This window comes from Streptococcus sp. 2154, from assembly GCF_013277255.1.
Classification (GTDB): domain Bacteria; phylum Bacillota; class Bacilli; order Lactobacillales; family Streptococcaceae; genus Streptococcus; species Streptococcus pseudopneumoniae.
Map to the genome: position 1 here is coordinate 18,458 of NZ_VMMK01000033.1, position 14,250 is coordinate 32,707.

Annotated in this window: 13 protein-coding genes; 12 read left to right on the forward strand and 1 reads right to left on the reverse strand. The window is 39.8% G+C overall.

Going from position 1 to position 14,250, the window contains the following annotated elements; all coding sequences use genetic code 11:
- Positions 1-26: 26 nt before the first annotated feature.
- The 11 genes from HT693_RS06505 to HT693_RS06555 all read left to right on the forward strand — a co-directional run bounded on the left by HT693_RS06505 (position 27) and on the right by HT693_RS06555 (position 11,023).
- Positions 27-731, forward strand: coding sequence for an MIP/aquaporin family protein (locus HT693_RS06505; protein ID WP_031233680.1), 705 nt, complete (start codon positions 27-29; stop codon positions 729-731).
- A 334-nt stretch (positions 732-1,065) separates the two neighbouring features.
- Positions 1,066-1,197, forward strand: coding sequence for a teichoic acid D-Ala incorporation-associated protein DltX (locus HT693_RS06510; RefSeq protein ID WP_000813667.1), 132 nt, complete (start codon positions 1,066-1,068; stop codon positions 1,195-1,197).
- Between the two features lie 20 nt (positions 1,198-1,217).
- Positions 1,218-2,768 carry a D-alanine--poly(phosphoribitol) ligase subunit DltA gene (dltA, locus tag HT693_RS06515; protein WP_172925038.1) on the forward strand — a complete coding sequence of 517 codons (1,551 nt, stop codon included), beginning with the start codon at positions 1,218-1,220 and terminating at the stop codon, positions 2,766-2,768.
- Positions 2,765-4,009 carry a D-alanyl-lipoteichoic acid biosynthesis protein DltB gene (dltB, locus tag HT693_RS06520; RefSeq protein WP_172925040.1) on the forward strand — a complete coding sequence of 415 codons (1,245 nt, stop codon included), beginning with the start codon at positions 2,765-2,767 and terminating at the stop codon, positions 4,007-4,009. The genes dltA and dltB overlap by 4 nt, the downstream gene beginning before the upstream one ends.
- 13 nt (positions 4,010-4,022) lie before the next feature.
- Complete coding sequence (gene dltC, locus HT693_RS06525) at positions 4,023-4,262, forward strand: D-alanine--poly(phosphoribitol) ligase subunit DltC (protein ID WP_000351967.1); 240 nt, start codon at positions 4,023-4,025, stop codon at positions 4,260-4,262.
- Entirely contained in the window at positions 4,255-5,523 is a 1,269-nt protein-coding gene (gene dltD, locus HT693_RS06530; RefSeq protein WP_172925042.1) for a D-alanyl-lipoteichoic acid biosynthesis protein DltD, read from the forward strand. The genes dltC and dltD overlap by 8 nt, the downstream gene beginning before the upstream one ends.
- 151 nt (positions 5,524-5,674) lie before the next feature.
- Entirely contained in the window at positions 5,675-6,115 is a 441-nt protein-coding gene (gene adcR, locus HT693_RS06535) for a zinc-dependent transcriptional regulator AdcR (protein ID WP_050208104.1), read from the forward strand.
- The gene (locus HT693_RS06540; RefSeq protein ID WP_023934246.1) at positions 6,115-6,819 is read left to right on the forward strand and encodes a metal ABC transporter ATP-binding protein; all 705 of its coding nucleotides are present in this window, start codon (positions 6,115-6,117) and stop codon (positions 6,817-6,819) included. Before adcR ends, HT693_RS06540 begins: the two co-directional genes overlap by 1 nt.
- Positions 6,812-7,618, forward strand: coding sequence for a metal ABC transporter permease (locus HT693_RS06545; protein WP_000950038.1), 807 nt, complete (start codon positions 6,812-6,814; stop codon positions 7,616-7,618). The genes HT693_RS06540 and HT693_RS06545 overlap by 8 nt, the downstream gene beginning before the upstream one ends.
- 9 nt (positions 7,619-7,627) lie before the next feature.
- On the forward strand, positions 7,628-9,133 hold the full coding sequence (adcA, locus tag HT693_RS06550) for a zinc ABC transporter substrate-binding lipoprotein AdcA (protein ID WP_172925044.1): 1,506 nt from the start codon (positions 7,628-7,630) through the stop codon (positions 9,131-9,133).
- A gap of 924 nt (positions 9,134-10,057) precedes the next feature.
- The gene (locus HT693_RS06555) at positions 10,058-11,023 is read left to right on the forward strand and encodes a DUF3644 domain-containing protein (RefSeq protein ID WP_000793783.1); all 966 of its coding nucleotides are present in this window, start codon (positions 10,058-10,060) and stop codon (positions 11,021-11,023) included.
- A gap of 1,084 nt (positions 11,024-12,107) precedes the next feature.
- On the opposite strand, the gene HT693_RS06560 is transcribed toward HT693_RS06555, so the two are convergent.
- Positions 12,108-12,965, reverse strand: coding sequence for a 5'-nucleotidase, lipoprotein e(P4) family (locus HT693_RS06560; protein ID WP_023937667.1), 858 nt, complete (start codon positions 12,963-12,965; stop codon positions 12,108-12,110).
- Between the two features lie 241 nt (positions 12,966-13,206).
- Here HT693_RS06560 and HT693_RS06565 point away from each other — a divergent pair, with 241 nt between their 5' ends.
- Positions 13,207-14,106: an SPFH domain-containing protein gene (locus tag HT693_RS06565; protein WP_000963957.1), complete on the forward strand. Its 900-nt coding sequence runs from the start codon at positions 13,207-13,209 to the stop codon at positions 14,104-14,106.
- Positions 14,107-14,250 lie beyond the last annotated feature (144 nt).

Genomic DNA, 14,250 nt, shown 5'->3' on the forward strand with positions numbered 1-14,250 from the left:
CCCTTCTTTTTAATGGAGACAGAAAGATGATGAATGAATTATTTGGAGAATTTTTAGGGACTTTAATCCTGATTCTTCTAGGAAATGGTGTTGTTGCAGGTGTGGTTCTTCCGAAAACCAAGAGCAACAGCTCAGGTTGGATTGTGATTACTATGGGGTGGGGAATTGCAGTTGCGGTTGCAGTATTTGTATCTGGAAAACTTAGTCCAGCTCATTTAAACCCAGCTGTGACCATTGGTGTGGCCTTGAAAGGTGGTCTGCCTTGGGCTTCCGTTTTCCCTTATATCCTAGCCCAGTTCGCAGGGGCTATGCTGGGTCAGATTTTGGTTTGGTTGCAATTCAAGCCGCATTATGAGGCAGAAGAAAATGCAGGCAATATCCTGGCAACCTTCAGTACTGGACCAGCCATCAAGGATACTGTATCAAACTTGATTAGTGAAATCCTAGGAACTTTTGTATTGGTATTGACAATCTTTGCTTTGGGACTTTATGACCTTCAAGCAGGAATCGGAACCTTTGCAGTGGGAACGTTGATTGTCGGTATCGGTCTATCACTAGGTGGTACAACAGGTTATGCCTTGAATCCTGCACGTGACCTTGGACCTCGTATCATGCACAGCCTTTTGCCAATTCCAAATAAGGGAGATGGAGACTGGTCTTACGCCTGGATTCCTGTTGTAGGCCCTGTTATCGGAGCAGCCTTGGCAGTGCTTGTATTCTCACTTTTCTAGTTTATACTCTTCGAAAATCTCTTCAAACCACGTCAGCGTCGCCTTACCGTACTCAAGTACAGCTTGCGGCTAGCTTCCTAGTTTGCTCTTTGATTTTCATTGAGTATTAGAAAACAATTATTTTGATAGAGCTTGAGATGGAAATCTCAGGCTTTTTTCTTTTGAAATAGACATAGAAAAACCGCATAATCCTTAAAATAAGCTGAAATCTATTGGAAACATACGGTAAACAATTGAAAAGATACTATATAAAGTGGTACAATGGTAGAAAAATAAGCTAGTAAGAATCACTCTTATTTTAGCGAAAAATTACAGAAATGAATGGTTTTTCTTGATGAAACAGAGAAAAGAATTGTACCTCTTTCTTGGTCGGACAGCCTTGTATTTTCTTATCTTTCTAGGGCTGCTTTACTTCTTTAGCTATCTTGGTCAGGGTCAAGGAAGCTTTATCTATAATGAATTTTAACTTGAAGGAGAATCCCTATTGTGTCAAATAAACCAATAGCAGATATGATTGAAACCATTGAGCATTTTGCTCAGACACAGCCTAGCTATCCTGTTTACAATGTTTTGGGTCAGGAACACACTTATGGCGATTTAAAGGCTGATTCGGATAGTTTGGCTGCAGCCATTGACCAACTAGATTTGCCTGAGAAGTCTCCTGTGGTTGTTTTTGGTGGCCAAGAATATGAAATGTTGGCAACCTTTGTAGCGCTGACTAAGTCAGGTCACGCCTACATTCCCATTGACAGTCATTCAGCCTTGGAGCGAGTTTCAGCTATCGTAGAAGTAGCAGAGCCAAGTTTGATTATTGCTATCTCAGACTTTCCATTGGAGCAGGTTTCTACACCGATGATGACTCTAGCTCAGATTCAAGAAGCCTTTGCCCAAGGGAATAACTATGAAATCACGCATCCAGTCAAGGGCGATGATAACTACTACATTATCTTTACTTCTGGTACGACTGGTAAGCCTAAGGGAGTGCAGATTTCCCATGATAACCTCCTCAGCTTTACCAACTGGATGATTACGGATAAGGAATTTGCGACGCCAAGTCGTCCGCAAATGCTGGCTCAGCCACCTTATTCTTTTGACCTGTCTGTCATGTACTGGGCGCCGACCTTGGCACTGGGTGGTACGCTTTTCGCTCTTCCTTCAGTCATCACTCAGGACTTTAAGCAACTCTTTGCGACTATCTTTTCATTGCCGATTGCTATCTGGACATCAACCCCTTCTTTTGCAGATATGGCCATGTTGTCTGAAGACTTCAACAGCGAGAAAATGCCTGGTATCACGCATTTCTACTTTGATGGCGAAGAATTGACGGTTAAAACAGCTCAAAAACTGCGCGAGCGTTTCCCAAATGCCCGTATTATCAATGCTTACGGTCCAACCGAAGCGACAGTAGCCTTGTCAGCTGTTGCTGTGACAGACGAGATGTTGGCGACTCTCAAACGCCTACCAATCGGCTATACCAAGGCTGATTCTCCAACCTTTATCATTGACGAGGACGGCAATAAATTGCCAAATGGTCAACAGGGAGAAATCATTGTTTCTGGACCAGCTGTTTCAAAAGGTTATATGAACAATCCTGAAAAAACAGGGGAAGCCTTCTTTGAATTTGAAGGACTGCCAGCCTATCACACAGGTGATGTGGGAACCATGACAGATGAAGGCTTGCTTCTCTACGGCGGACGCATGGACTTCCAGATTAAGTTTAACGGTTACCGCATTGAGTTAGAAGATGTCTCTCAAAACCTCAACAAGTCTCGCTTTATCGAGTCTGCTGTCGCAGTACCGCGCTATAATAAGGACCACAAGGTACAAAATCTACTGGCCTATGTCATCTTAAAAGACGGTGTTCGTGAACAGTTTGAACGTGATATTGATATTACCAAGGCCATCAAGGAAGATCTGACAGATATTATGATGTCTTATATGATGCCGTCTAAATTCCTTTATCGAGACAGTTTACCACTGACTCCAAATGGAAAGATTGACATCAAAGGATTGATTAACGAGGTGAATAAGAGATGATGGAGTTCTTTCAACAGCTTCCTCATTTAGAGTCATACGGCAATCCTCAGTATTTTGCCTATGTGATTGCTGCAACCTTGCCCATCTTTATCGGTCTCTTTTTCAAGAAACGCTTTGCCTGGTATGAAGTGCTGGTTAGCCTCTTCTTTATTGTCACCATGTTGGTAGGTGGGAAGACCAATCAACTAGCTGCCTTGGGTATTTACCTTTGCTGGGAAATAGTGCTCGTACTCTTCTACAAGCATTATCGAAAAAGTAAGGATGGCAAGTGGGTCTTCTACCTAGTTAGCTTTCTATCCCTCCTTCCGATTATCTTTGTCAAGGTGCAGCCGGCTATCAATGGAACGCAGTCTTTGCTTGGTTTTTTGGGAATTTCTTATCTGACTTTTCGTTCGGTTGGAATTATCATCGAGCTGAGAGATGGAGTGATTAAGGATTTTACCCTCTGGGAATTCCTCCGTTTCCTTCTCTTCATGCCGACCTTTTCAAGTGGCCCAATCGATCGCTTTAAGCGGTTTAATGAAAATTATCAGACCATTCCTGAGCGGGATGAGTTGATGGATATGCTGGATGAATCTGTTCGCTATATCATGTGGGGATTTTTGTATAAGTTTATCCTAGCTCATGTTTTAGGAGAAACCTTACTACCTCCTCTGAAGAATCTAGCCCTGCAGTCAGGTGGTTTCTTTAACCTCTATGCTTTGGCAGTTATGTATACCTTTGGTCTGGAGCTCTTCTTTGACTTTGCAGGTTACTCTATGTTTGCCTTAGCCATTTCAAATTTGATGGGAATTCGTAGCCCTATCAACTTTAATAAGCCTTTTTTATCAAGGGATTTAAAGGAATTTTGGAATCGTTGGCATATGAGTCTCTCTTTCTGGTTCCGTGACTTTGTCTTTATGCGAATGGTCATGGTGTTAACCAGAAAGAAGGTCTTTAAGAATCGCAATGTAACCTCAAGTGTTTCCTACATTGTCAATATGCTGATTATGGGATTTTGGCACGGTGTGACCTGGTACTACATCGCCTATGGACTCTTTCATGGGATTGGACTGGTTATCAATGACGCTTGGATTCGCAAGAAAAAAACGCTCAATAAGGAACGGAAAAAAGCAGGGAAGCCTGCTCTACCTGAGAATCGCTGGATTCAGTTGCTTGGCATGGTTGTCACCTTCCATGTCGTCATGCTGTCATTCTTAATCTTTTCTGGATTCTTGAATGATTTATGGTTTAAAAAATAAAAGGAAATAAAATATGGATATCAAATCAGAAGTTATCGAAATTATTGATGAGTTGTTTATGGAAGATGTTTCTGACATGATGGATGAAGATCTTTTTGATGCAGGTGTCTTGGATAGTATGGGAACGGTTGAATTGATTGTGGAGATTGAGAACCGTTTTGACATTCGTGTCCCTGTAACAGAGTTTGGTCGCGACGACTGGAATACAGCTAATAAAATCATAGCTGGTATTGTGGAGCTACAAAATGCTTAAACGCTTATGGATGATCTTCGGACCGGTCTTGATAGCTGGTTTGTTGGTTTTTCTGCTCATTTTCTTTTATCCTACTGAGATGCATCATAATCTAGGAGCTGAAAAGCGTTCAGCGGTGGCTACTACTATCGATAGTTTTAAGGAGCGAAGTCAAAAAGTCAGAGCACTATCTGATCCAAATATGCGTTTTGTTCCCTTCTTTGGCTCTAGTGAATGGCTTCGTTTTGACGGTGCTCATCCTGCGGTATTAGCTGAGAAATACAATCGCTCCTACCGTCCTTATCTTTTAGGACAGAGGGGAGCTGCATCGCTTAACCAGTATTTTGGAATGCAACAGATGTTGCCACAACTGGAGAATAAACAAGTTGTGTATGTTATCTCACCTCAGTGGTTCAGTAAAAATGGCTATGAGCCAGCAGCTTTTCAGCAGTATTTTAATGGAGACCAGTTGACCAGTTTTCTGGAACATCAATCTGGGGATCAGGCTAGCCAATATGCGGCGACTCGCTTACTACAGCAGTTTCCTAACGTAGCTATGAAGGATTTGGTTCAGAAGTTGGCAAGTAAAGAAGAATTGTCGACGGCAGACAATGAAATGATTGAATTATTGGCTCGGTTTAATGAGCGCCAAGCCTCCTTTTTTGGTCAGTTTTCGGTTAGAGGCTATATCAACTACGAGAAGCATGTATCTAAGTATTTAAAGACCTTGCCAGATCAGTTTTCTTATCAAGCCATAGAAGATGTTGTCAAAGCAGATGCTGAAAAAAATACTTCCAATAATGATCTGGGAATGGAGAATGATTTCTATAATAAGCAGATCAAGAAGGATTTGAAGAAATTAAAGGATTCTCAGAAAAACTTTACCTACCTTAAATCACCGGAGTATAATGACCTGCAGTTGGTGTTAACCCAGTTTTCTAAATCTAAGGTAAACCCGATTTTTATCATTCCACCTGTTAATAAAAAATGGATGGACTATGCTGGTCTACGAGAGGATATGTACCAACAAACGGTGCAGAAGATTCGCTACCAGTTAGAGAGTCAAGGTTTTACCAATATAGCAGATTTTTCTAAGGATGGCGGGGATCCTTTCTTTATGAAGGATACCATCCACCTTGGTTGGTTGGGTTGGTTAGCTTTTGACAAGGCAGTTGATCCTTTCCTATCCAATCCCACACCAGCTCCGGCTTACCATCTGAATGAGCGCTTTTTCAGCAAAGATTGGGCGACTTATGATGGAGATGTCAAGGAATTTCAGTAGATGAATGACAGAAGAGTTCAAGAATGAAGCCTATTTTCACGTTTTTTCTTGACTCTTTTTTTGCTTGTGATATAATTAACTGGTAAACAAAATTCAACAGAATAGTATTTTTCTCTTAAAAAAGAGAAGTTCAAAAGGAAAGGAGTCAGATATGAGACAGCTAGCGAAGGATATCGATGGCTTTTTGAATGAGGTGATTTTACAGGCGGAAAACCAACATGAAATCCTAATAGGTCATTGCACTAGTGAGGTGGCCCTGACCAATACCCAGGAGCACATTCTCATGCTTTTGTCAGAGGAATCTTTAACAAATTCAGAATTGGCACGTCGCCTCAATGTCAGTCAGGCGGCAGTTACCAAGGCCATTAAGTCTTTGGTCAAGGAAGGGATGTTGGAAACATCTAAAGATCCTAAGGATGCGCGTGTGGTTTTTTATCAGTTGACTGACTTGGCTCGTCCAATCGCTGAGGAGCATCATCATCACCATGAGCATACACTTTTAACCTATGAACAAGTGGCGACTCAGTTTACTCCAAATGAACAAAAAGTGATCCAGCGGTTTTTGACTGCTTTAGTAGGAGAAATCAAATAATGAGATATATTACGGTAGAGGATTTATCCTTCTATTATGATAAGGAGCCCGTTCTTGAACATATCAATTATAGTGTTGATAGTGGGGAATTTGTTACCTTGACGGGGGAGAATGGGGCGGCTAAGACGACACTGATCAAAGCCAGTCTTGGAATTCTTCAGCCACGCATTGGAAAGGTGACCATTTCAAAGACAAATACTCAGGGAAATAAATTGAGAATAGCCTATCTTCCCCAGCAGATTGCCAGTTTTAATGCTGGTTTTCCAAGTACGGTTTATGAATTTGTCAAGTCGGGTCGCTATCCGAGAAAAGGCTGGTTCCGTCGCTTGAATGCTCATGATGAGGAGCATATCAAGGCTAGTCTGGACTCAGTTGGCATGTGGGAACATCGAGACAAACGCTTGGGTTCTCTATCTGGGGGACAAAAGCAGCGAGCGGTGATTGCGCGCATGTTTGCTTCGGATCCAGATGTGTTTATCCTAGATGAGCCGACAACGGGGATGGATGCAGGAAGTAAAAATGAATTTTACGAACTCATGCACCACAGCGCCCATCATCATGGCAAGGCTGTTTTGATGATTACCCATGACCCTGAAGAAGTTAAGGACTATGCGGACCGCAATATCCATCTAGTCCGTAACCAAGACTCACCATGGCGTTGTTTCAACGTTCATGAGAATGACCAGGAGGTGGGCCATGCTTAGTTTATTATCTTATGACTTTATGCAACGCGCCTTTCTGGCGGTTATTGCTATGAGTCTTTTCTCGCCAGTTCTTGGAACCTTCCTTATCTTGCGTCGTCAGAGTTTGATGAGTGATACTCTTAGCCACGTCTCGCTGTCGGGTGTAGCTTTTGGTCTGGTTCTGGGGATTTCTCCGACTGTTTCTACGATTGCCATTGTCTTGATTGCGGCGGTCTTTCTGGAGTATCTCCGTACGGTTTACAAGAGCTTTATGGAAATCGGGACAGCTATCCTCATGTCAACAGGTCTGGCTGTTTCTCTGATTGTCATGAGCAAGGGTAAAAGCTCCAGTTCTATGAGTTTGGACCAGTACCTTTTTGGTTCGATCGTGACTATCAGTGAAGAGCAGGTCATTTCCCTCTTTGTCATTGCGGCGGTTGTCTTGATTTTGACCTTCCTCTTCCTTCGTCCGATGTATATCCTGACCTTTGATGAGGATACGGCCTTTGTGGATGGCTTGCCAGTTCGTACCATGTCCATTCTTTTTAACATGGTGACAGGGGTGGCCATTGCCCTTATGATTCCTGCTGCGGGAGCTCTTCTGGTATCGACTATCATGGTCTTGCCAGCTAGTATTGCCCTGCGTCTGGGGAAAAACTTTAAATCGGTTATGCTGTTAGCCAGTGCTATTGGATTTTTGGGAATGGTAGCAGGACTTTACATTTCCTACTATGCAGAAACACCTGCAAGTGCAAGTATTACCATTATTTTTGTAACTGTTTTCTTACTAATTAGTTTAGTAAGACGTTTTATCAAATAGGAGACTAAGATGAAAAAAATTAGCTTATTACTAGCCAGTCTATGTGCCTTGTTTTTAGTGGCTTGTTCCAATCAAAAACAGGCAGATGGCAAACTCAATATCGTGACAACCTTTTACCCTGTCTATGAATTTACCAAGCAAGTCGCAGGAGATACTGCTAATGTAGAACTCCTCATCGGTGTCGGTACAGAACCCCATGAATATGAACCGTCTGCCAAGGCAGTTGCCAAAATCCAAGACGCAGATACCTTCGTTTATGAAAATGAAAACATGGAAACTTGGGTTCCTAAATTGCTAGATACTTTGGATAAGAAAAAAGTGAAAACCATCAAGGCGACAGGTGATATGTTGCTTTTGCCAGGTGGTGAGGAAGAAGAGGGAGACCATGACCATGGCGAAGAAGGCCATCACCATGAGTTCGATCCCCATGTTTGGTTATCACCAGTTCGTGCCATTAAACTTGTAGAGCACATCCGTGATAGCTTGTCAGCAGATTATCCTGATAAAAAAGAGACCTTTGAAAAGAATGCTGCTGCCTATATCGAAAAATTACAAGCCTTGGATAAGGCTTATGCAGAAGGTTTGTCTCAAGCCAAACAAAAGAGCTTTGTGACTCAGCACGCAGCCTTTAACTACCTTGCTTTGGACTATGGACTCAAACAAGTCGCAATCTCAGGTCTCTCTCCAGATGCAGAGCCATCAGCTGCACGTCTGGCAGAATTGACAGAGTACGTCAAGAAAAATAAAATTGCCTATATCTACTTTGAAGAAAATGCTTCACAAGCCCTTGCTAACACACTTTCAAAAGAGGCAGGTGTCAAAACAGATGTTCTCAATCCTTTAGAAAGTCTGACAGAAGAGGATACCAAGGCTGGCGAAAACTACATTTCCGTTATGGAGAAAAACCTCAAGGCTTTGAAACAAACAACAGACCAAGAAGGTCCAGCAATCGAGCCTGAAAAAGCAGAGGATACCAAGACAGTTCAAAATGGTTACTTTGAGGATGCCGATGTCAAGGATCGTACCTTGAGTGACTATGCAGGTAATTGGCAATCAGTTTATCCTTTCCTTGAAGATGGCACGTTTGACCAAGTCTTTGACTACAAGGCTAAGTTGACTGGTAAGATGACCCAGGCTGAGTACAAGGCTTACTATACAAAAGGCTATCAGACAGATGTCACTAAGATTAACATTACTGATAACACTATGGAATTTATTCAAGGTGGACAAAGCAAGAAATATACTTATAAGTATGTTGGTAAGAAAATCTTAACTTACAAGAAAGGTAATCGTGGTGTGCGCTTCCTCTTTGAAGCGACAGATGCGGACGCTGGACAATTCAAGTATGTTCAGTTTAGTGACCACAATATCGCCCCAGTTAAGGCAGAACATTTCCATATCTTCTTTGGAGGCACAAGCCAAGAAGCCCTCTTTGAAGAAATGGATAACTGGCCAACCTACTACCCAGATAACCTATCTGGTCAAGAAATCGCCCAAGAAATGTTGGCACATTGATTAGAAACCGACTAGTTCATAGGAGCTAGTTGGTTTTTTGATACTAGATGGCTAACTTCATTATAGACCTTTCCAGAACTTTAAAAAATAAATAAAACTCTTGAAATATCTGGATCTGTATGTTAGAATAATTTTATCGGATAAGGTTCATTAGAACACCAAAGCCCCTAACTACTGCCATAGTTAAGGGGTGTTTTGGTATATTCTACAGGAATAGAAAAAGACCCTCTAAACTTTGTAGAGAGCCTTAAAAAATCAAAATAAAAAGATACCCCCCAGCACATAGGAATGCTCAACCTTTCAGTCTACCCCATTCTGGGACCCAGCGTTTATCCTTCACAAGTTATCTTATTGAGTCCATTATATCACACTTATGGAAAATGTAAGAAATTTGTATAGTATTTTTAAATGAATTGATGAAAAATCAAATACCTTTCAGAACTAAGGAACTTTAAATAATAAATAAAACTCTTGAAATATCTGGACCTGTATGTTAGAATAAAATCGATAGGCAAGGTTCATTAGAACACCAAATCCCTTAACTAGTGCGATAGTTAAGGGGTGTTTTGGTATATTCTACAGGAATATATAATCCTAGTTTTCTAATTTGCTCTTTGATTTTTGTTGAGTATAAACATTTTAACAAAAAAGTTAGTCTTTAATAAAAGAAGCGATATAGTGATATTAGAAATTCTCTTGTAATTCTGATATGTCTGCGTATTTTTCGTAAGTTACCTGTTTAGTAATCAGATGTCAGTTAAGGGCTTGATGTTTTATAAAAGAAAATTATGGAGGAAGGGAAATCCGACTTTATAAACTAAACTGTAAAAAACGGCAAATTTGACAAATGAATAAGAAAAAAATAAAAAGCAACTGTTTTTATTAAAAAGATTGCTTAATAGTTAGATTGGAGGGAAGAAAAATATGAAAAATTTAAGTCAACGACTTGTTGATAAAAGTGTTGAGGCCTTTATTATGGGGCTGGAAATTTACAACAAGCCTACAATCAAATATCGTATTGAAGGATTCAGTTTTTTCATATGTAATGCTTGGGAGTTGATGTTGAAGTCTGAAATGCTAAATAGAAATCTATCAATCTATTTTAAGGATAATCCAGATAGAACTCTCAGCCTTGAAAATGTTATCAAGAAAATTTATTCCGATGATAGTACACGAATTCGACTAAATCTGGAGCGTATTATTGAGCTTAGAAATATCAGCACACATTATATTACAGAGGATTACGAACTAAAGTACGCTCCACTATTTCAAGCGTGTGTACTTAACTATGTCAATGAACTTCAGAGATTTCATGGTAGAGACATCACTGAGACCATTGCACAAAATTTCCTAACTATATCAGCAAGTTATGAGCCTCTGACAAATGAACAAATCAGACTAAAATACCCAGCGGAAATTGCAGAAAAGTTTATTCAGCAAGCAAATGCTATAGATGTTCTTGTTTCTGAGTATAATTCAGATAAATTTGCAATCGGTGTAAAACAAAACCTATACATCACAAAGAAAAAGTCTGAAGCTGACTTCGTTGTCTCAATTGCAAATCAATCTCCCTCTCAAGTAGCAATAGTAAAAGATTTAAAAGATCCATCAGAGACTCACAAATATTCATACGGGAATATCATCTCAGTTGTAAATGATCGATTAAACAAGAAGAATATCAAATTAAATTATAAATCTGGTTTCAATCAATATGTTCTAACCTTAATCATTGATTTCTATTCAATAAAAACTGACGAGAAATTTGCATATTGCCATAAAATAGGTAAGTCTGAGCACTATACCTATTCACAGCAATTTGTTGACTTTATCATTACAGAAATAGAAAAAGACCCTCTAAACTTTGTAGAGAGCCTTAAAAAATCAAAATAAAAAGATAACCCCAGGCACATAGGAATGCTCAACCTTTCAGTCTACCCCATTCTGGGACCCAGCGTTTATCCTTCACAAGTTATCTTATTGAGTTCATTATATCACACTTATGGAAAATGTAAAGAAATTTGTATAGTATTTTTAAATGAATTGATGAAAAATCAAATACCTTTCAGAGCTAAGGAACTTTAAATAATAAATAAAACTCTTGAAATATTTGGGCTTATATGCTAGAATGTAGTTAGTGTATAAGGTTCATTAGAACACCAAAGCCCCTAACTACTGCCATAGTTAAGGGCTTTTTTGACGTATCTTAGCGATTTAACGGGTGTTTATAGGCTAGTCATTCGGTCTACTTCTTACCATCTAGCCATTTGCAGACGAAATACAAGATAATTCCAGCTATAACATCTGCTATAATAGTAAGAGCAAGCTCTGGTATAAGGCTCATTAGTTTCACCTCCTCTCACGAACCCATAGGAACGTAATCGGTAACCGATGACAAAAGTATTATACCACACTAAATTTAGATCATCAACCTCACTTAATGCTTGAACTATTGTAGATTATATGCTAAAATGTAGTTAATTGATAAGGTTCATTAGAACACCAAAGCCCCTAACTATTGCCGTAGTTAAGGGCTTTTTTGACGTATCTTAGCGATTTAACGGGTGTTTATAGGCTAGTCACTCGGTCTACTCCTTACTATCTAGCCATCTGCAGACGAAATACAAGATAATTCCAGCTATAACATCCGCTATAATAGTAAGAGCGAGCTCTATGATAAGGCTCATTAGTTTCACCTCCTCTCACGAACCCATAGGAACGTAATCGGTAACCGATGACAAAAATAGTATACCACAATAAATTTATATCATCAAGGTCACTTAATGCTTGAAATATAGGGTCTAGGCGACAAAGTCTTTAAAATCAGAAAAACGTATAGTATCAGATGTATAAAAGCTTGATGTTATATCAATTAAAAAAGTGGATAGGAAAGTTTTCTGATTATCAGAGTTCCTTCCTATCCACTTTTTGAAGATTGTAAGTTAACCTTAGTTTATATAGAATCAGCTTATTTGTTTTATTTATTAAAACCTTGCAAAGCCTTTTGGCGTTCTTCCACTTGACCTTTAGCATCCAATTTATTGCCAGCGTAGACAGCTGTTTCCCATGATCCGTACATTGGATTTGGGAAGATGATGAATTTTTCACCGAATTCTTTTTGCAATTCTTCAAGTTGTTTATCACGGTCAGATTCAGAAATCTTCGAAAAATCTGCAAAGTCTACGAGGTTATCACCAAATAGTAATACTAGATTAGTTTTCTCTTGAACTGCTTGGCGACGCCCTTCTTTGGATTTTACACCACTTTCTAAGAGCATGAGGTGATCACGCCCTTGTACAGGGATTCCTTCGTTTTCTAGATTTTTAATCGTAGCATCTATTTGATTAACTGAGCGGTCAGAAATATAGTAAATTTGGATGCCGTTTTGATTGGCAAATTGAAGAAACTTCTTGGCTCCTGGGACGGCTTTTGCTGCAGCTTTTTGAACCCAAATATCCCAATTTTCAGGTGTGAATGCTGTTCCGTCTTTGATATTTTGAACTTGATAAGGACTATTATCTAAGACTGTTTCATCTAAGTCCAAAATGATTGAATAAGGCTTGTCTGATTCTGTTTTCAGTAATTCCTTTAGACGATCTGTGGCAACATTATAACCTTGTAGATACAAGGCTTTGGTTTCAGCTGATTTTTGATACCAAAGGGTTGACATAGTATTTTCTCTTGACCGTAGTTGGTCATATGTCATTGTAATCTGATTATCAGATGAGCTCTTATTGCTTGTCTGTGTTTCTGTAGACTTTGTTGCACAACTAGATAATAAGACGACAGATGCAAGTGCAGAAAGGATTGTAACAGTAGTTTTTGCTGATTTCATGAAATATCTCCTATTCATTAATTTCATAAATAGTATAGCACGAGAGAAAAGTTAAGGCAAGTCATTCTCTGACTATGGATGAAGATTCTATAGAAGTTAATGCAGTGAAAAAAAGAGATTACTAACTTGAAATGCAGTTTCACCTCTAATTATTGACATTTCAGGAAAAATCGCAGTAAAAACGGCACAGCCTTCTTTAAATGTGATATAATACTAGAAAAATACTTGTGGAGGTTCCATTATGGCAATATTTTTCATGATTTTTCTGATTGTTTGTGTGCTCCTATTGGTGATAGTCACACTGAGTACAGTTTATGTGGTTCGTCAGCAGTCGGTGGCGATTATTGAACGCTTTGGGAAATACCAAAAGGTTTCCAACAGCGGTATTCATATTCGCTTGCCTTTTGGGATTGACTCGATTGCAGCACGCATTCAGTTGCGCTTGCTGCAAAGTGATATTGTGGTTGAGACCAAGACCAAGGACAATGTGTTCGTGATGATGAATGTAGCGACTCAGTACCGTGTCAATGAGCAGAGCGTGACAGATGCCTACTATAAACTCATGCGTCCAGAATCTCAGATTAAATCTTATATCGAAGATGCTCTTCGCTCTTCTGTTCCCAAATTAACCTTGGACGAATTGTTTGAGAAAAAAGATGAGATTGCCCTTGAAGTTCAACACCAAGTAGCAGAAGAAATGACCACTTACGGCTACATTATCGTGAAAACCTTGATTACTAAGGTGGAGCCAGATGCAGAAGTTAAGCAATCCATGAATGAAATCAATGCGGCGCAACGCAAACGGGTCGCAGCGCAAGAATTGGCAGAAGCCGATAAGATTAAAATTGTCACTGCAGCTGAAGCCGAAGCAGAAAAAGACCGCCTTCATGGTGTGGGGATTGCCCAACAACGTAAGGCGATTGTGGATGGATTGGCAGAATCTATCACCGAACTCAAGGAAGCCAATGTTGGCATGACAGAAGAACAAATCATGTCCATCCTTTTGACCAACCAGTATTTGGATACCTTGAACACCTTTGCCTCTAAAGGAAATCAAACCATCTTTTTACCAAATACTCCAAATGGTGTGGATGATATCCGTACACAAATCTTGTCAGCTCTTCGCGCTGAGAAGAAATAATAGACTAAAGAGCTTGGCAACAGGCTCTTTTTGCATTGCGTTTATTAAGAAAAACAAAAAATATTGATATACATTTATACTCAATGAAAATCAAAGAGCAAACTAGGAAGCTAGCCGCAGGTTGCTCAAAGCACTGCTTTGAGG